The 17,289-nt window shown below is 44.7% G+C and carries 16 protein-coding genes; 6 read left to right on the top strand and 10 right to left on the bottom strand.

Features of this window, described 5'->3' with window-relative positions:
* Window positions 1-179: 179 nt before the first annotated feature.
* Window positions 180-599, top strand: coding sequence for a hypothetical protein (locus ABFW99_RS08400; RefSeq protein WP_349353923.1), 420 nt, complete (start codon window positions 180-182; stop codon window positions 597-599).
* Window positions 600-820: 221 nt separating this feature from the next.
* Here ABFW99_RS08400 and ABFW99_RS08395 read toward each other — a convergent pair whose 3' ends face one another.
* Entirely contained in the window at window positions 821-1,444 is a 624-nt protein-coding gene (locus ABFW99_RS08395; protein WP_349353922.1) for a class I SAM-dependent methyltransferase, read from the bottom strand.
* A gap of 124 nt (window positions 1,445-1,568) precedes the next feature.
* Between ABFW99_RS08395 and ABFW99_RS08390 the strand changes: the two genes are divergently transcribed.
* Window positions 1,569-3,083 carry a DUF7282 domain-containing protein gene (locus tag ABFW99_RS08390; protein WP_349353921.1) on the top strand — a complete coding sequence of 505 codons (1,515 nt, stop codon included), beginning with the start codon at window positions 1,569-1,571 and terminating at the stop codon, window positions 3,081-3,083.
* Window positions 3,084-3,146: 63 nt separating this feature from the next.
* Here the strand turns inward: ABFW99_RS08390 and ABFW99_RS08385 are convergent, their stop codons facing one another.
* Entirely contained in the window at window positions 3,147-3,596 is a 450-nt protein-coding gene (locus tag ABFW99_RS08385; protein WP_349353920.1) for a copper chaperone PCu(A)C, read from the bottom strand.
* Window positions 3,593-4,165, bottom strand: a complete 573-nt coding sequence (locus tag ABFW99_RS08380; protein WP_349353919.1) for an SCO family protein — start codon at window positions 4,163-4,165, stop codon at window positions 3,593-3,595. The genes ABFW99_RS08385 and ABFW99_RS08380 overlap by 4 nt, the downstream gene beginning before the upstream one ends.
* Window positions 4,166-4,237: 72 nt before the next feature.
* On the opposite strand from ABFW99_RS08380, the gene ABFW99_RS08375 reads away from it, so the two are divergent.
* Entirely contained in the window at window positions 4,238-4,744 is a 507-nt protein-coding gene (locus ABFW99_RS08375) for a hypothetical protein (protein ID WP_349353918.1), read from the top strand.
* A gap of 39 nt (window positions 4,745-4,783) precedes the next feature.
* Here the strand turns inward: ABFW99_RS08375 and ABFW99_RS08370 are convergent, their stop codons facing one another.
* A complete protein-coding gene (locus tag ABFW99_RS08370) occupies window positions 4,784-5,245 on the bottom strand; it encodes a hypothetical protein (RefSeq protein ID WP_349353917.1) in 462 nt (153 codons plus the stop codon).
* A gap of 42 nt (window positions 5,246-5,287) precedes the next feature.
* Window positions 5,288-6,565 (bottom strand): M14 family metallopeptidase, encoded by a 1,278-nt coding sequence (locus ABFW99_RS08365; protein ID WP_349353916.1) that lies wholly within the window; start codon window positions 6,563-6,565, stop codon window positions 5,288-5,290.
* Window positions 6,566-6,745: 180 nt separating this feature from the next.
* On the opposite strand from ABFW99_RS08365, the gene ABFW99_RS08360 reads away from it, so the two are divergent.
* Both ABFW99_RS08360 and ABFW99_RS08355 read left to right on the top strand, forming a co-directional pair.
* The gene (locus ABFW99_RS08360; RefSeq protein ID WP_440707471.1) at window positions 6,746-8,632 is read left to right on the top strand and encodes a BamA/TamA family outer membrane protein; all 1,887 of its coding nucleotides are present in this window, start codon (window positions 6,746-6,748) and stop codon (window positions 8,630-8,632) included.
* A 3-nt stretch (window positions 8,633-8,635) separates the two neighbouring features.
* On the top strand, window positions 8,636-13,159 hold the full coding sequence (locus tag ABFW99_RS08355) for a translocation/assembly module TamB domain-containing protein (protein ID WP_349353914.1): 4,524 nt from the start codon (window positions 8,636-8,638) through the stop codon (window positions 13,157-13,159).
* A gap of 35 nt (window positions 13,160-13,194) precedes the next feature.
* Here ABFW99_RS08355 and ABFW99_RS08350 read toward each other — a convergent pair whose 3' ends face one another.
* The 4 genes from ABFW99_RS08350 to ABFW99_RS08335 form a co-directional block, all read right to left on the bottom strand.
* Window positions 13,195-13,362, bottom strand: coding sequence for a hypothetical protein (locus ABFW99_RS08350; RefSeq protein ID WP_349353913.1), 168 nt, complete (start codon window positions 13,360-13,362; stop codon window positions 13,195-13,197).
* Window positions 13,355-14,269 (bottom strand): MBL fold metallo-hydrolase, encoded by a 915-nt coding sequence (locus ABFW99_RS08345; RefSeq protein ID WP_349353912.1) that lies wholly within the window; start codon window positions 14,267-14,269, stop codon window positions 13,355-13,357. Before ABFW99_RS08345 ends, ABFW99_RS08350 begins: the two co-directional genes overlap by 8 nt.
* Before the next feature lie 656 nt (window positions 14,270-14,925).
* The gene (locus ABFW99_RS08340; protein ID WP_349353911.1) at window positions 14,926-15,597 is read right to left on the bottom strand and encodes a YitT family protein; all 672 of its coding nucleotides are present in this window, start codon (window positions 15,595-15,597) and stop codon (window positions 14,926-14,928) included.
* Window positions 15,598-15,969: a co-chaperone GroES gene (locus ABFW99_RS08335; RefSeq protein ID WP_255133714.1), complete on the bottom strand. Its 372-nt coding sequence runs from the start codon at window positions 15,967-15,969 to the stop codon at window positions 15,598-15,600. It abuts the gene before it with no gap.
* Between the two features lie 147 nt (window positions 15,970-16,116).
* Here ABFW99_RS08335 and ABFW99_RS08330 point away from each other — a divergent pair, with 147 nt between their 5' ends.
* Window positions 16,117-16,953, top strand: a complete 837-nt coding sequence (locus tag ABFW99_RS08330) for an SDR family oxidoreductase (protein ID WP_349353910.1) — start codon at window positions 16,117-16,119, stop codon at window positions 16,951-16,953.
* Window positions 16,954-17,083: 130 nt separating this feature from the next.
* On the opposite strand, the gene ABFW99_RS08325 is transcribed toward ABFW99_RS08330, so the two are convergent.
* Window positions 17,084-17,287, bottom strand: a complete 204-nt coding sequence (locus tag ABFW99_RS08325) for a hypothetical protein (RefSeq protein ID WP_349353909.1) — start codon at window positions 17,285-17,287, stop codon at window positions 17,084-17,086.
* Window positions 17,288-17,289: the final 2 nt, after the last annotated feature.

The following is a 17,289-nucleotide window of genomic DNA, read 5'->3' as shown; positions in this document are numbered from 1 at the left end:
TTGACAGACTCCTTTTCTAATATTAGAGAGTTATAATTTCTAACATTTGTAAAATACACTTCCTAAGGCTGCCCTAACATCGATTTTGTTTTTGGATGAGGAAATTATTTCCGCTTTATTAAAATTAAGATTTTTTAATGTTAGAGGATATTAATATTATTTGGGTGAGATAGATAAAAATGAGAGTAGCAATCACCCACATATTAATTCTTTTGGCCTCTGGCTTTTGGGCTTCCCTTCAGGCACAAACAACCGCTGTGATGCAGGTTCGGGTAGAGATCGTAAGCGGAGCCGGTTTGTCTTCCATTGAAGAAGGACTCATCGACTTAAGCTCTGTGGATGCTGTTAACAATAATGTCAAAGCCGGAGGGTTTTCACTTCAAACTTCTCCGGGCACCGATGTAAGTGTTTCAATTTTTGAGAACGCCGGAATAGTGAATTTTGACGGAGACGCCATGGAATTTGAATCACTTCAGGTTGATAAAAGAACTACCGAAACCGGCGAACATCACATCTCCCTGAATGGTAAAATCAAAGACCTTAGCTCACTTAGAGGTCATTACCAGGGTGATGTTACCGCAGTTATAGAATACCTGTAATGACTTCCTAATCCCACTCCAGCCTTCTTTTTCCTACTCAGAGGGTTCTGTACCCGCTTATCGTCCTTTCTCCCCAGATTCTTAAATAGATATTCTTCCAATCCGGTTGCTCCTGACCCTCGTACTATTACAATGCTGATTTAAGTGATTAGCAAAGATATACTCCGAATAACTCAAGCAAAGCCCCGATTTTGATCGGTCGGGGCTTTTTCTTTTTCCCTCTAAGCAGGCTTGGTTGCACAGATAAAAAACAGATTCCAGTACCTGTAATGCCAGGTTTCTTTGTGTTTAATATTGAAATGGTATGAACGGAGTAATTCTTCAACTTCATCCACAGATATAGTTTGGATGGTTTCACTTGTCAGCTTATCAATCCAGTAATTGACCACCCTGAACAATCCGGTTTTGTTCCAATCCAACAAATAGAACATCCCGCCGGGCTTTAGCACCCGATAAACCTCCCGGATTACCGCTCCCTGATCCAAGTAATTGTGAAAAGCATTCATTGAAATCACCTGATCAAAGGAATTGGACTCAAAACCCATCTGCTCTGCGCGGTATTCGGTATAACCATAACGGCCATCAGGCCCTACCTTTTCTTGGGCCTTGTCCAGCATTTCAGAGGATATATCATTTAGTACAAATTCATCGAACTCCCACTCGTGCTGCTGAAGATACTTTGCCAGGTAACCGGTGCCCGCGCTTATGTCCAAAAGCCGGTCGGAGGGACGAGTTTCAAGACGGCCCAACAATTTTTGATGTGTATTTTCTATGTACCCCTTCCATCGCATATCATATTCAGATGCGAGGGCATCATAGCTCTCGGCAGTATAATCTCTATTCATTTCAATTATTAATACCTCCGTTTCCTCTTCCGGCAAATCATTTTAAGAGTTTTGCAATCTGTTTGAAAGATCCGCTCGTATTCTCAAGCGAATAAGAAATAAAATTCATCAAGTAAAAACTATTATGAAATCACTAAACAAACTATTTATCATTCTGGCTGCTGTGGGGCTATCCTTTACAGCCTGCGATAATAATAATTCTTCAGGAGAAGACGATACGGATATCCCGACCGTAGAAGCTAACACACAGGGCACCAGTAACGGAAACCAGGTTACGATATCAAATGTGGTATCTCCCGAAAGCGGGTGGATTGTCATTCACCGATCCAACGCTGAAGGTAACGGACCACAAGTTCCTGAAATAATCGGGAAGTCTATGGTTGAGGCCGGTGTAAATTCAAATGTCACCATTCAGCTGGAAGAAGGCGTTTCTAATGAAGAAACCCTTTGGGCTATGCTGCATGAAGATACCGGAACCATGGGTGAGTACGAATTTGACGGGGAAAACGGGCTGGACCTGCCGGTTACACTCAATGACGAAATTGTGATGACCTCATTCATGATTTCTCAAACCGACCCCGCCATTTCGGTTAGTGATCAGGTAGATCGCGGAAATATTTTTGTCATCGGATCTGTATCTGCAGCTGAAGACGGCTGGATTGTAATTCACGGACCTAATGCCAACAATGACGGACCTCAAATTCCTGAAATTATTGGTAAAGCACCGGTTTCTGCTGGGGTGAATGAGAATGTGGAGATCGTGTTGAACGATGGCGAAGAAGTTTCTACCGGAGATAACCTCTTCCCAATGCTCCACTATGACACCGGTACAGACGGTGAGTATGAATTTGACGGGCAAAGCGGATTAGATCAACCCGTAATTACAGCAGAAGGTGACATCGTACTTTCATCTTTTGAAGTAATCGAAAACATGTCGACCCTGATGGCGGAAGATCAAACCGTTATGAACAACTCCATTATGGTTGACGTGGAATCGGACACCGACGGATGGGTAGTTGTGCATGCTTCAAACGAAGCAAACGATGGCCCGCAGATTCCGGAAATTATTGGTAAAGCACCTATCCAGGCTGGAATGAATACCGACGTTCAAATCACCTTTGACGACGGCGTTGTGGTTGAAGACGGTGACGCACTATATCCAATGGTACATTATGATACCGGAACAATCGGTGAGTACGAGTTTGACGGACAAGGGCCACATGACCAACCGGTTATTACCGCTAATGGAATTCTGTTAACAAGCATTACCGTAAGCGGATCCGCCGCTCCGGCTGTAGTTGCTGAAGACCAGGTTGTGGAAGACGGAACTCTTACCATCTCTGAAACCATGACCAGCCAAATAGGATTTGTTGTGCTTCACAGAGACACCGGTAATGATTCTCCAGTAGTACCGGCGAGTATCGGTCACGGGCAAGTTTACACCGGGCAAAATACCGACCTGGTAATTGAGCTTAACGAAGGCGAAACCCTTGAGTCAGGAGAGAAAGTATGGGCGATGTTGCACATCGATAACGGAACCATCGGATCTTATGATTTCGACGGCTCTGAAGGAAGTGACGACCCACCCGTATTTGACGACATGGATAACATTGTGATGGTTCAGTTTACTATCCAGTAAGTTGAGACGTTAAGTGGTTGAGGCTGTCGGAGACCCCGGCAGCCTTTTTTATTTGAAAGAATTTCAGGGCTGAACCGGAAGTTTCTTCACTACTTCACCGGCTGCTGCAAATTCCAACCGAACAGCAACAGAATCACCATCTTTCAGTTCCTGATTTAAGCCCATCAACATAATATGCAAGCCACCTTGTTTAAACCTTATCTCTCCGGCAGGCTGCACTATAACTTCTTTTTGTTCACGCATCCCCATCATTCCGCCTTCTGTTTCGTACGATTCATGCACCTGAACCATTTCTGCAAAATCAGCTTCTACAGATAGCAAAGTATCCGCTTTGGTCAGGAGATTGGTATAAACAAAATAGGCTGCGCTTGTCCCGCCAGAAGCGGCCGGACGTACCCGCTCCCGAACCTCCTCCGGTTGCTCATTCATCATCTCCTTTTCCGCTTTATTGCCAGTACAAGCCACTGAAAGTATCATTCCGCCAATAAATAACAGGTAAGTTATTTTCTTCATCGTACTTTATTTAAATCTTCGATTACAAGAGAAGGAATCATGGGCTGACTGCCTCCATATTCAAAAATAACCTGAGCCTGCTTATTGAGCACCATAATTTTGTCTGAGTGATTAATAAAGTATAGCTCTTTACCGCTGTCCGTTTGTTGCGTGAAAGAGACCTGACTTCGCACCCGGGCACTGTCCATCAAAGCAAAAACTTCAGTAGAGTCTCCGGTTAGAAAGGTAAAATTCTTGTCTACCCCAAAGGCTTTACCATACTGCTTTAGTTTGGCGGGTGTATCCCGGACCGGATCAAAAGTGGCCGCCACAAACTGCACATCGTTGGGGTAATTCATCTCTTTCTGGATCTTGACGAGGTTTTGTGTGATCAGCGAGCAGATATCCGGACAGTTGGTATAGATAAACCCCATTACCACATAATCTCCCTCAAAATCATCCGGAAATACAACCTCAGAGCTGTCGCTGTCAACAAGTTGAAAAGAGGCGTCGCCCATATCTTCAATAACCTCCGGGCTATTACAAGCAATAATCAAAAAGGGAATAAAAAACAGTATGATATTTTTCATGGTTTGGATGTGATAATATTCACAAATAACTTAGGCATTGTTAAATCAATTAATCAATATTCATCGTTCACCATGCTAAATTACATTAAGTCAGGTGGTTTTTTACTTTTAATTTCCACTGTTTTCATCGGGCTTTCCTGTCAACCAAAACAGCAGAACTCGCAAGACCATCCTGATACAGATGAGCAATATGAGGATGCCATTCCTTTGATTTACCACATGTCGTTTATGCAACGATACAGCCACAAATTATATCTTTCGGGTACAGCAGAGAACTGGGAACTGGCTGATATTTATTCACATGAAATCGAAGAGTTATCGGAAACTATCATTGAAGAAAATCACGTAGATGATGGAGTAAATGTGAGTAAGCTTCTAAATTCGATGCTGCTTCCTCAAATTGAAAACATCGAAGCTGCGATCGACTCCAAAGATAAAGAACGGTTTGAAAGCAATTTCCAAACCATGATTCAAACCTGTAACCAATGTCATATGGCAGCGAATTATGGAGCGGTGAAGGTAACGGTACCGGAAGGAAACCCATTCAATCAGGATTTTTCTCTGCCGGCAGGTGAATGAGCTTAGGTAAATTAACTTAGCCTGCACTGTTTTAGCTGATCACATACCGAAGTACCATATGGCAAAGCTTGCCAGAAGTGACACTAAAAACAGGAAATAGGCTTGTTTCACAGGCCGGTCGGGTAAGAAGTTATATAGGGGATTTTCACGAAAAAATTCTTCCAGCTGCTCGCGGCGTGTTTTCTCTTCCGGAGCCAGCTCATCTTCTTTTTTAACCAGCACCTCGGCATCTCCGTCAACCTCTTGAAGACTTTCATTCAGGAAACCGGCGATGGTATATTGGTCCACTTTCCCCAATTTGCTGACGATCAGATAAGCCGGTGTTCCCACCATAAATATGGCAATGCCTACAATGGACTTATCCAGAACGGTGAGCTCCAGAAATATCCCCAAAGCCATACTGATGAGTATTCCTAGCCCAATTATACATAACAGTGCGCTTAACACCAGCCGCAACTTCCAGTTGTAAATCCCTTCCAATAATACTTGTGAACCCTTCATGCTTTTCTATTTAGCTTTTATTTGAATATGTGTATCCCTGAATTAGTTTTCAACACTTGTTTTATCCCAGTTTTCGAGCAAAACCTTCATCAGTGATTTTGCCGCCGATCGCGAAACCTGTTCCAGCTCTTTCTCACTGATGCGGTCATCTACCTCATAGGTCAAAGCATCAATCCCAAAGGTATGATAGAACCAGTTTTTGGCTATGGGCGATGAAGTATCGAACGGCTCAATACTAAATTCAACCTCCTCATTTTCAGCCAAAACATGCTCTACCCATTGCTGGGTGATGTTATCAGGATTGGTTTTTACTTCCTCATTTATAGGATAAAATATATTCTCGTTGGTGGAGTGGAAGTCGATGGCATAAAACATCTGCCTTAGCTCAGAATCTTTAAGCGGCTCCAGGGCTTCCTTCACAACTCTTGTTTCGGGCTGGTTGAAGTTTTCCCAGTCCCGGTTTAAATCAACACCTCCGGCATTATGGCGCCAGTGTCCCATATCAACTCCATCGGGATTCAGCATCGGGAATACTTTTACCACAAATGTTTCTCTGAACTTCCTCGCCAAATCATTTTCCGCCGTTAATTCTTCCAGGAAAATCAGGGAAGCAAGGTATCCTGTTACCTCCGGAGGGTGCTGACGACTCACAATGGCTAAAACCGGAGCTTTCTGATCGGGCTTAACTTCCGTGATTTCCATCTCCCAAACCGGCCTCCCTAACTTCGATTCTCCGGCCTTCTTTATCTCTGCAAAAGAATTACCCAAAACCCCACGATGGGTTAACCTGGATATCAAATCGGATGAAGTATGAAGGGGCTGCCCGCTGATAATGATGGGATCGGGAGCTAACAGTATATCAAATGTAGCTGCGCCTGTAGCGGTATCGTACCTGACAGGCAGTTCCATCTGCTCTTTCCATGTGCTGTCGGTTTGTACCCAGCTTTGTAATTTAGGTACATATCTATGCGTTGCATCCGGGTAATTAAGCCTTATCTTTGCCATCCGGACGGTGTCACTCCAAATTTTAAAAGCATACCAGGGGCTGTTGTTAATCGGACTATTTTCAGGAGCAATAAAAACCTCATAGGTTGAGTCATCGTAAGCATACACATCATTCACTCGCGCGCCCTCAAATTCATTGCTGATCCAAACCTTGGGAGAATCTACCCCAATTGTTCGGCGGGCTTGCTTTTGAATAATTTTGTCGGTGGTGTTGGTTACATCAGGCGGATCGTAAGAGAAGCCGGTAAACTCTTCCGTACTTTTGCATGAAAACAGTATCAAAGAAACAATAATGACCTGAAAATACTTATACATATATAAGAGCAATTAACGTTATGACTCATTTAAAAACTGCACTGTACAACTAAGATTTCAAAGATAGCAAACATTCAGTTATACTTATCTTTATTAATATAAATCACTCGCTTGGTTACTACTAATTTAAAACTTCTAATCCATCTGTTCACGCTGCTGTGTGTCTTCCTTCTTGCCACCGTGCAAGTTGCAGCCCAGGAAGAACCTGACCCTGCCCGGGTTTGGAGTGTTAAAATTGAGGGCAACCGAACCTTTGAAGCATTAGTAATTAAAGATGTGATTTATAATGAACCGCCGTCACCATTTAAAAAATTATTGTTTTGGCGACAACCGGGTATGCTTCTCAACGAAAATGACGTAAAACGGGACGTAATCCGGATTGAACGCTTTTACCAGCGCCGGGGCTTTGATGATGTAATCGTAAATTACCGGATCGAAACCCTGAGTAAAGAATGGCGAAAAGCGATTATTTTTGAAATCACTGAAAACTCACCTATCAGAATTAAGAATGTGGATTTTCAGATTTCTACAAGTAGCGAAGACCGGGCGTTAATTACTGACGATGAAGACTTCAAAGATATCAGAAGTAACCTGCCTTATAAGGTTGGGCAGCGTTATGAAACCATCAACAAGTCGGAAGTGGAAGGAAAGCTGACCGGTCGCCTTCGTAATCTCGGCTATCCATATGCTGCAAGCGAAGTAAATGCCCTAATAGACAGCGTTTCCAAAACAGCGAATGTAACCCTTGTTACAAATCCGGGACCCCGGGCCCGTTTCGACTCTGTAATTGTTGAAGGGGAAGAGAACCTTGCAAAAAAGTATATAATCAGAGAAACCGGAATTGAGACCGGCGAATTATTCAGTGAAAACAAGCTTCGGGAAGCCCAGCGGGAAGTGTTCAGCCATCATATGCTTCGCTTTGCACTCATAAACATACCGGAACAACCTGAAGACTCTTCCATAAGTGTGAAAGTGCGTGTGAAAGAAACTCCACTGCGCACGGTTCAGCTGCAGTTTGGGATTGGAAACCTAACCCGTATCGATGAGGGATGGGCTGATTTCTACAAGTTATTTCGGGGACAAGCTTCGTGGACTCACCGCAATGTTCGTGGCAGAGGAGAACGGTTCAGCATAACCGGAAATGCCTCGGCCATTGAGCAACGCCTGGGTGCCAACTATCTTTTCCCTTACGTGTACAATACCAAAACATCGGTCATTCTATCTCCCTTTTTTGAGCACAAGCTGGAACCTTCTTACGAGATTGTTCGCGGAGGAATAACCAACAGTTTTATATATCAGTACAGCTCTAACTTAACCGGTACCATATCTCACGAATTTACACTGAACAACGAAATTAACCGGAATTCCCAGGAAAGCCTGCCCGACAGTATTGAGACCTATAATGTCTCCTCTTTTAACCTGAATGCCTTTTATGCCCGCAGCTTACAACGGGGCAAGAAAGGATGGTCGTTTCAGCCTTTTTGGGAACTGTCAGGATTATTTGGTGAGGCTACCTACAGTTTCCAGGAAGTGGGGATGGATACACGCAAGTTCACTTCCCTCACTGACAATATCGTGTTCGCAAAACGCCTGAATTTTGCCGGAATTTATTATGCAAAACAAGACTCCCTGCCATCCGACATCCGGCTTTACAGCGGCGGAACCAACTCGGTTCGCGGATGGAACCGACAGGAGTTGGGGCCGAAACGGGCAATCATCAACCAGCAGGGGGAGTTTGAGCAATTTGTACCTGTTGGTGGCCGGGGAATGGTTAGTTTTAACACCGAGCTCAGGTTTCAGCTCAACCAGCTCATTAAAGGCTTTGGGGTTGCCACTTTTTTAGATGGCGGACAAGTTTGGAGAAATTTTAGTGACATTGGCACCACACCTATTCAGTTTGGAGTCGGAGGCGGGCTCAGGTATCAATCACCCATTGGACCTATACGAATTGATCTTGCATATAAACTCAATCCAACCGATGAAGACCTGCAAATATACCAGGGGCAGGATTTTGGCAGTGCCTGGGATCGGTGGGGACTTCATTTTAGCATCGGGCAGGCATTTTAGCACATGAGTGAAAAGAACACACATATCACGGTTCGCATTTTGAAAGTCGTTGGATGGACTTTGCTTTCGCTTTTAATTCTGGCCTCATTTCTGCGGCTTTCACTGAAAACCTCGCCGGTTCATAATTTTGCGAAAAATAAAATCACCACGCTGGCAAACGAGCAATTGAATGGCACCTTTTCCATAGGGGGTATAGACGGGGATTTATGGAATGACTTTGTTGTCACCTCCATCGCTTTACAGCAAACCGATACCCTTGCCAGCATCGACACACTGGGGGTTCAATATAATATTTGGTCGCTTTTAAAGGGCTCATTTCAATCCAACCAAATCAAAGTAAGCGGACTGAATGCATCGATCATTGAAGAAGCCGATACCACTTTTAATGTCCAGAACCTGGTCAGGGAGGGTGAGCCAACTCAGCCATCTACAGGCTCCTCATTTGGTATTTACCTGGATAATATCCTGATTGAGAACAGCTCGGTATTAGTGCGCTCCGCTTCCTATTTGCCGGACACCTCTCTTAGTATAGAGAACCTGAATGCATCAGCCGGGCTTTCTTTAGGCAGTGACATTTCCGGCTCCCTCTCGTCCCTTAGTTTTAAGGTAAAGGAAGGCCGGCTTCCCTCCGCCATTTCTGTTGAAACATCCGGTTCTTATCAGGATCAGGAAATTACCTTAAACCGTTTACTGATTGAAACCGGTCGCTCGATGTTGAAAGCCGATGCCTTTGCAAACCTCCAGGATTCTACCTTTACTACCGACGCCGAAGCCAACCCTTTGTCGCTGAAAGACCTTCAAGCTTACATTCAGAATGACATCCCAACTCAGGAACTTCAATTGGGATTAAAAGCCGGCGGCAGTATGGATTCACTGCATATTGAAGTAACTGCCGAAGGAGAAGGTTTCGATGAATTTTTGGCCATTTCTGATCTCTCGCTTTCGGGGACACCCACACTTAAAAAGCTTGGCATCAGTGCTCAGAATATTGATGTCGGCTATTTTACCAACGATTCTGTAAAAGCTTATATCGAAGGATTTCAGGCTACCGTAGAAGGGCAAATCACTCAGGATTACCGGAATATAAATGCAACCTGGGGATATACCTTCAGTGGGATTCATTATCAGGACTATGTATTTAAACAATTTTATGGAAGCGGAACTCTTCAAGACGAAGAATTTCGGGGGCATCTCCAGCTCAAAGACGGACAGGATGAAATTATTGCTTACCCCAGAATTTATCAGTTATTCGATGAGACACCGGAATGGTATCTTCCCGTTTATCTTAACGACATTGACTTAAGTTGGTGGCTTCAAAACCCTGACCTGGAGGGGAAAGTTAGCTTGTCCGCTATATTTGAAGGTTATGGCTTTGGATTAACTGAAGAGCCCTGGAGCTTTTCTATCTTATTGCCCAAAAAACCTGAATTCAGAGCTCAGCCCATTACCGAACGATTTAAAAGAAATATACTCGCGGTAGATACTGTCACTATAGCCGGTCAAAGAATGTCAGACTTAGTCATTAAGGGCACTATAACCAAAGACTCCTTAAAAGCCGATGGTTTTATTCAGCTTATTGACAGTAAGGTTTCCTTTAAAAGCGCTGTTGCGGATTATCTCGGCGAATCGCCTTCTTACACCTATAATATCAACACCTCCGCATTCAACGCTTCCGAGATTTCAGGAGTGGAGAATTTTCCAACCAGCATTAACCTGAAAGCCTCAGGCTCTGGACGATATTTTGATCCTGAGAAGCTGGAGCTTCAATCAAGTTTACTCATTGATTCAAGCTATGTGAACGGTGCTTCTTTCGACCGCCTCAATATCATTGCTGATCTCAACAGGAATATTCTCACCATAACGGAAGGCGATCTTAAAAGTGAGGTTATAGAGGGAACATTTTCCGGACGGCGCAACCTCAGGGACCAATCAGATCCTTTGAACAAGCTGGCGGTGGATATGAACATTAAAAACCTGCAGCCTTTAGCCTCTGCTTTGGGGGTTCAACTGCTGAGTGCTGAAGGAACCGTAACCGGGAATATCACCGAAAAAGAGACCCGGCTTCAGTTTGACGGCAATGTAGATTTGCAAGATTTCAAATACGATACCCTCCTTTCAGCACAGTCTATTGAAGGGAATACTATGATTGGCATTGGTGATACTTACAACTACGAACTTTCTCTGGATGTTGGTCAGCCGGCATACACCGACTTCACCCTGCAGGACATCCACTTCGAAACCATTGGGATTGCTTCTGCTGACTCCATGAACGGCAGTTTTATGCTGGATATTGAAAGTGACGACGCCGGGGAAATCACCCAGTCGGGAAATTATAAAATCAACCTTGAGACCTTAAACACCCGCCTGCTATGGCAGCAGTTTGATTTTAGAACACCTGCCAGAGTTCTTTCCCTGCAATCCCCTTTCCGGCTCGCCTATCAGGATGCAAGTATTCGAACCGACACTCTTCACCTGCAGTCGGATGGCGGAACGTACTTAACTATGGCTATACCTTTTGCCGATTCACTGAAACAGGAAGGCTGGATTCGAGGACAAGATTTCGATTTTGGAGTGATTCAGGAGATCATATTTGATGAGCGGTTTGTGGATGGTGTTCTCTCCGGAAATATGCGCTTTTCGAACAGCCCTCAGGATCTTTCCGGAGACGGACTGCTGACATTTTCCAACCTTGCCTATCAGGGTACAGAAGTGGACACCATGAACCTGAACTTCAGCCTGATGACCAGGCGATTAAAAGCTGAGCTTGGGCTCAAAATGAACGGGGAAGAAAAAATATCCGGCCAACTGGATGTTCCTTTTGTAGCTGCCGACCCTGCCACGCTTGATGATTCCTTTTTCGAAGAACCTGTGAGAGGACAGTTGATGATTAATCCTGTTCAGCTTAGTGAATTTCAGAACTTGCTGAATGCCTTCGGAATAACCGGAACTCGTGGCATTCTCTCATTTAACGGGCAGCTTTCAGGCACTGCGGGCGAACCCGATATGGAAGGAGTATTTCAACTTGGTGACCCTACACTTTCCGGTATAAAGATTGACTCTGCCTTTGCAGAATTCCGATATCATCACCAACAAAAAAATGTAACGACAAATGCTGAGATCAGAGCCCGGGGTCAGCAAGCAGCTTCTATCCGATCTGAACTTCCTGTATCAATGGACTTCCGGACTTTAACAATGAATATGCCGGGTGAAGATGACTCGCTGTACATTAGTGTGGTTACCGATGACTTTAACTTGTCGGTGTTTAATGATTTTCTGGACAAACAGTATATGAACAAGCTTCGGGGTATGTTGAATGCGGACATCGAAATAGCCGGCACCAAGAGCACTCTTACCCCGGAAGGATATCTGCGGCTCGACAGAGGAGAGCTTTCCGTGCCCATAGCCGGCATTCAGCTTACAGGCATCAAATCTGAGCTGGATTTTAATGAATCCGGTTTGCGACTGAATCAACTCACGGCCAGAAGTGGAAGTGGTAGTTTTAATGCCAATGGCTCTATCGATATGGAGGGCATCACCCCAACCAATCTTAATATTGATGCAAGAGCAACTCGTTTTCGACTGGCTAACACATCCGATTACAACCTGACCATTGATTTAAACAGCAAGCTCTCTGGTAAGCCAACCCGCCCTACGGCTTCGGGTGAGCTGCGCGTAAAAAATGGGTTTGTATACCTGCAGGATTTTGGAGAAAGATCGGTAGAAACCGTAGAGCTTGAAGGGGAAGAAACCTCGTCATTCAGTGCATACGATTCACTGACCATCGACATGCAGTTTGTGATTGAACGAAACTTCCTGATCCGAAACCGCCGATACCTGGATTTGGAAATTGCCATGACCGGAGAACTGGATGCGCAAAAGCAGGTTGAGCAAGACCTGGAGCTTTTCGGTACTCTTAATGCTGAGCGCGGTTACGTGCGACCTTTAGGGAAACAGTTTACCCTTGATGAAGGTACCTTTACCTTCAGCGGGCCGGCTACAAATCCCGACCTGTTCATCAAAACCAGTTATGTTCCGCAGACCTCCCAAAAGCAGGGTGACCCAATAATCTTGTATTACATCATTGAAGGTGAGGCAGAAGATCCCGATTTCAGGTTCGAAAGTACTCCACAAATGGAGCAGCAGGATATTGTTTGCTACACCCTCTTTAACAAACCCTGCTATGCGCTGGAATCGTGGCAGCAGGTGGTGAGTGGAAGCAGTGGATCATCCCCAACCGATTTACTGGTAGATGTTCTCTTAGATGAATTTGAGACACTGGCCACGCAACAGCTTGGAATTGATGTGGTTCAGATTGATAATTCCGGGGCCAATGGAAATCCGTCCATCAAAACCGGCTGGTACCTGAACCGCCGTACATTCTTCGCAATCGTCAATGAGATAAGCGGAGCTACGCCGGAGACCCTGTTTATTCTGGAATACCTGCTTACCAAGAACCTTGATTTAATTCTTACTCAGGGTGATGACAACCGGCAGGGTATCGACATCCGGTGGCAGTATGATTATTGAGAATGTGTTGACGTGTTAACGACGTTTTAAGCACGTTAACACTTTACCTCTCCCCGGCAGCATTCTTCGGCATTGGTTCCACAAGCAGCACATTGTCCGTGTCCATGAACCCAGATCAATTCCGCTTCCTGTCCACAGAACAAACAACGGCGTTTTGTTTCTTTCTTAGCAGGATTTTGAGTTGACGTTTTTTGTTTATCCATTGCCTTCCGTTAATTCAGCATAGGCCACTTCAATATTAGCACTAAGAGGTAGTCTCCAACCCGGAGCTTTGAATTCCTCAAAACCGTCCAGCGTTTCCTTGTTCATCAGTTCCTCCTTAGACATCCCGGCATCCATCCCCTTTTGTGTATAATCTAAAAGAGCAGCAAGGAATTCACTCATCACTTCCAGATCTTCTGCACTTCCCGTAATTCCGTAATTCGAATTGCCATGCCCGAAAATGTACATCGTATCTGATGGAAGGTCATCCGCTGTTCGGTTTAACGTGGTAATCCAGTTTGAAATGGAAGCTCCGGCTCCACGGTCTATGAACGGATGAGCCCGGTTAAACATCAAATCGCCCATATGAGCTACATTGGCTTTTTCAAAGTATATAACGGAATCTCCGGAGGTATGCGCCCTGCCGTAGTGAGTTAGGTGAACGGTTTCATCACCCACATCTTCCGACCATTTCTCTTCATAGGTCGTGTCGGGATACACCTGCGCATCCAGTGCTTCCTGTCCGCGTGATTCGGCTGAAGCCTTCTGCAAATCCGGTACGTTTTTATGAGCCACAATCCGCTTCACCTTCCCTTTGAAAGCCGGGTTTCCGGCGGTATGATCGCCGTGGTGATGGGTGTTGATCAGCATATCAAAAGCAATGTCCGTCATATCCTCCAGTCCTGAAATACAGGTTTGAGCCGACTCCGGGAACTGGGAATCCACAATAACCACCGCATCATCGTTTACCAGCCAGCCTATGGTTCCTCCCCGGCCAACAAATGTCCCCACATTTCTTCGAAGGGTGGTAAACGGACTTTCCTGCTCGGCCGCAAATAGTTTATGGATTGGGAAAGTAGCGGCCGCTCCCATTAAGGCTGATTTCAGTAAAAATTCCCGGCGTTTCATAGGCTTTAATTTGATTGATTGTGGATTGATCAGACAACCTAATATATAAGACAAAACATTCCGTGCAAGTTTGGTGTCTTTGGCTCTCCACTTATCACCCCTATTCGTGCCGACGCAGAGCGTCAGCACGAGGGGGAGTTTTTATCTACACTGAAGATGGAAGATTTATCTTGCCCATCTCCTGAATCCATATCTCGCTCTGACGCTCTGCGTCGGAGCGTAGCCACCAGTTAAAGAGTGATCTACTTTTACAAAGCACCGAAAAGGAATTAATCATCAAGATCCCGGGCATTCGCCGCGAGATGACCCGGCTTATTTTTAGGCTTGAACCATATTGAATGACGATGGACCGTGTGATCGATTTACGATGGACCATTAATTACTTGAATCTGCAAAAATCAACTCCATCCGTCTCATCCGTGTTCAATCATTTTGTTGAGAGAGTAAATTAATAGTACTCTAAGTTCCCTTGGATAATTTCCGACCTCTTTTGTTTTCTCCTTCGCAAGGAGAAATACTTCTTAAAATAATGGGTTGCTTGAATCCAACTTCCTGAAGTTGTGAGTAGCACGAATAAGTCTCCTCCTTGATAAGGAGGAGATTTAGAGGAGATCGCAGTATAAGTTTAGGATTTACTTAGTGATACCCAACCTATTTTAACTCATTCCGCGATAGCGGCCGGGCTTATGATTAATGGCCAGGATGATGTTAAGGGCAACAGAGGCCAGCACCGAAAATGCGAGTGCTTTCCAGTCAACCACAAAAAAGGCCGCCAGTATAATGAGGGTATCGGCCACCATCTGAAACTTACCGGCACTGATTTGAAAGTATTCCTGTACGTAAATAGACAGGATGTTCAACCCTCCCAAACTGGCTTTGTGCCTGAAGAGCATCAGCAAGCCACTCCCAATCAGGAAGCCTCCGAAAATAGCCGCAAACCAGGGATTAATTTCCCCGAACTCAAAAATCATCGGAATGAACTCGGTAAGGAATGAAACACCGAAAACAGCCAGGAAGGTTTTGATGGTGAATTCCCATCCCAGCTTTTTCACCGCCAACACATAGAAGGGCAAGTTAATTACGAAGAAAACGACCCCAAAGCTGAAGTCGGTGGTATACTGCACAAGAAACGACACCCCTGCCGTACCGCCAATCAGGAAGTTCATGTGCGAAAAGATGGCGATACCGAAAGCAGCCAACAGCGAGCCAATGACAATGCCCTGGATGTCATCAAAAACAGAATGCTTGGGTGGTTCCGGCTGGTTGGTCTCGTTTAGTTCTTGTTGTCCTTCTCTCTTCTCGTCAGTCAGTGTTTTCTCTTGGGTCATTTAAGTTATTTGTTCATCCCGGATAAGCAACAGGATAGCTGCATGGGGGACGATTAGGTATTTTTCGTTTTCAAATTCAATTTCATAAGCCTGCTTTTTCAGGAAAATGGCCAGGTCTCCTTCTATAGCCTGCATACCGATGTACTTGGTATCGGTGCTTCCTTTCCAGGTCTCTTCGATATCGGTGTTCGGGATGGGATAACCCGGGCCGGTTTTGACAATATAGCCACTTTGGATTTCCTCCTTCTCCTTTACAGAAGCCGGGAGCACCAGTCCGCTGCGGGTGTGGGTTTCCATATCGCGGGGCTTAATGAGCACCCGGTCACCTACTACAACAAATTTCTCAATGGAGTTCAGATATTCTTGTATCATGGCTTGCTTAGAAATTTTCTGTAAAGATACGGAATTTGATGCTTTGGTAAACCGTTTGCGTACATCAATTATCCCTCTGATTTATTCTTTTGAAACTTTCAAAGCTATTAACCCGATAAAGTCAGGTATCAACGAAGGACATTCTCTATGAACAACAAACTATGCGTAATAACCGGAGCCAATTCCGGTATTGGATTTGAAACCACGAAAGCGCTGGCAAAGAAAGGCGCATACATTGTGATGGTGTGCAGGAATGAGGACAAAGCGAATGAAGCCCGTCAGCAAATCGTCGATGAAACTTCAAACCCCGGGATCGATATTGTACTCTGCGATTTTGCTATCCAGTCTGAAATTCGACAGGCTGCAGAGAAGATTACATCAGATTATGACAAGGTTGATGTGCTGATCAATAATCACGGCTTTATCGCTTCAGAGAGAGAGGAAACGGTGGATGGATTGGAAAAGACTTTTGCTGTAAATCACATCGGTTATTTTCTGTTCACAAATCTGTTACTTGATCATATAAAAGCTTCAGATTATGCACGGGTTATCAACGTATCTTCCCAGGCTCACAAAGCCGGAGAGTTTGACCCTGAAAACCTTCAGCTTTCTGAAAATTTCAACCCAACAAAAGCATACGGCAATTCTAAATTGTTCAATATTCTTTTCACCAAGGAACTGGCTCACCGATTATTAGACACATCGGTTACGGTAAACTGCCTGCATCCGGGAACCATTGCCTCAAACTTTGCCAGCGACGCCAGCTGGATTATGAAAACCCTGTTCACTATTGGTAAACCGTTTATGGCTTCACCCCGAAAAGGAGCTGAGACCTCCATTTATCTTGCCACCTCACCGGATTTAGAAAACGTAAATGGTGCCTACTTCAAAAACAAAAAAGCAGCCACACCCAGCAAAACCGCCCGCGATGCCGATGCAGCCCGGGAGCTGTGGAAAATGAGTGAAAAGCTGTGTGGTTTATAGATCTTTGCTATTGATTAAGCACTCACTGCAGAAATATTAACCCTATTCCCGGAGATCGCTTCGTCGACGAAAATTTTAAACCAATTCAAGCATTGGTGCTCCTCGAGATGACTGATCTTTTATTCTTGATTTATTTCAGGTTTAGCTTTGAAACTACAATTCCGGCAACCATTACAACTGCAGAGATAATGATGGGGGTGTAGTCTCCTGTACTGATCGCTACATCTGTACCAAATGCCTCAAAGGATTCGGAATCCTGCAGGTATTGGTATCCAAAATAGATAATCCCTATTAATCCGCCTGCGGTTAACATTCCGCCAATTGTCTTTTTCATGT

This window comes from Gracilimonas sp. BCB1 (assembly GCF_040117685.2).
Classification (GTDB): domain Bacteria; phylum Bacteroidota; class Rhodothermia; order Balneolales; family Balneolaceae; genus Gracilimonas.
The sequence above is the reverse complement of the archived record's forward strand: the minus strand, read 5'-3'. Positions and strand labels throughout refer to the sequence as shown.

Excerpts from the sequence above, each read along its gene's own strand:
- ABFW99_RS08375 (WP_349353918.1), top strand. The coding sequence starts at position 4,238 with ATGCTAAATTACATTAAGTCAGGTGGTTTTTTACTTTTAATTTCCACT.
- ABFW99_RS08355 (WP_349353914.1), top strand. The coding sequence starts at position 8,636 with ATGAGTGAAAAGAACACACATATCACGGTTCGCATTTTGAAAGTCGTT.
- ABFW99_RS08385 (WP_349353920.1), bottom strand. The coding sequence starts at position 3,596 with ATGAAGAAAATAACTTACCTGTTATTTATTGGCGGAATGATACTTTCA.
- ABFW99_RS08370 (WP_349353917.1), bottom strand. The coding sequence starts at position 5,245 with ATGAAGGGTTCACAAGTATTATTGGAAGGGATTTACAACTGGAAGTTG.
- ABFW99_RS08365 (WP_349353916.1), bottom strand. The coding sequence starts at position 6,565 with ATGTATAAGTATTTTCAGGTCATTATTGTTTCTTTGATACTGTTTTCA.
- ABFW99_RS08380 (WP_349353919.1), bottom strand. The coding sequence starts at position 4,165 with ATGAAAAATATCATACTGTTTTTTATTCCCTTTTTGATTATTGCTTGT.
- ABFW99_RS08350 (WP_349353913.1), bottom strand. The coding sequence starts at position 13,362 with ATGGATAAACAAAAAACGTCAACTCAAAATCCTGCTAAGAAAGAAACA.
- ABFW99_RS08395 (WP_349353922.1), bottom strand. The coding sequence starts at position 1,444 with ATGAATAGAGATTATACTGCCGAGAGCTATGATGCCCTCGCATCTGAA.
- ABFW99_RS08330 (WP_349353910.1), top strand. The coding sequence starts at position 16,117 with ATGAACAACAAACTATGCGTAATAACCGGAGCCAATTCCGGTATTGGA.
- ABFW99_RS08400 (WP_349353923.1), top strand. The coding sequence starts at position 180 with ATGAGAGTAGCAATCACCCACATATTAATTCTTTTGGCCTCTGGCTTT.
- ABFW99_RS08390 (WP_349353921.1), top strand. The coding sequence starts at position 1,569 with ATGAAATCACTAAACAAACTATTTATCATTCTGGCTGCTGTGGGGCTA.
- ABFW99_RS08325 (WP_349353909.1), bottom strand. The coding sequence starts at position 17,287 with ATGAAAAAGACAATTGGCGGAATGTTAACCGCAGGCGGATTAATAGGG.
- ABFW99_RS08335 (WP_255133714.1), bottom strand. The coding sequence starts at position 15,969 with ATGATACAAGAATATCTGAACTCCATTGAGAAATTTGTTGTAGTAGGT.
- ABFW99_RS08340 (WP_349353911.1), bottom strand. The coding sequence starts at position 15,597 with ATGACCCAAGAGAAAACACTGACTGACGAGAAGAGAGAAGGACAACAA.
- ABFW99_RS08345 (WP_349353912.1), bottom strand. The coding sequence starts at position 14,269 with ATGAAACGCCGGGAATTTTTACTGAAATCAGCCTTAATGGGAGCGGCC.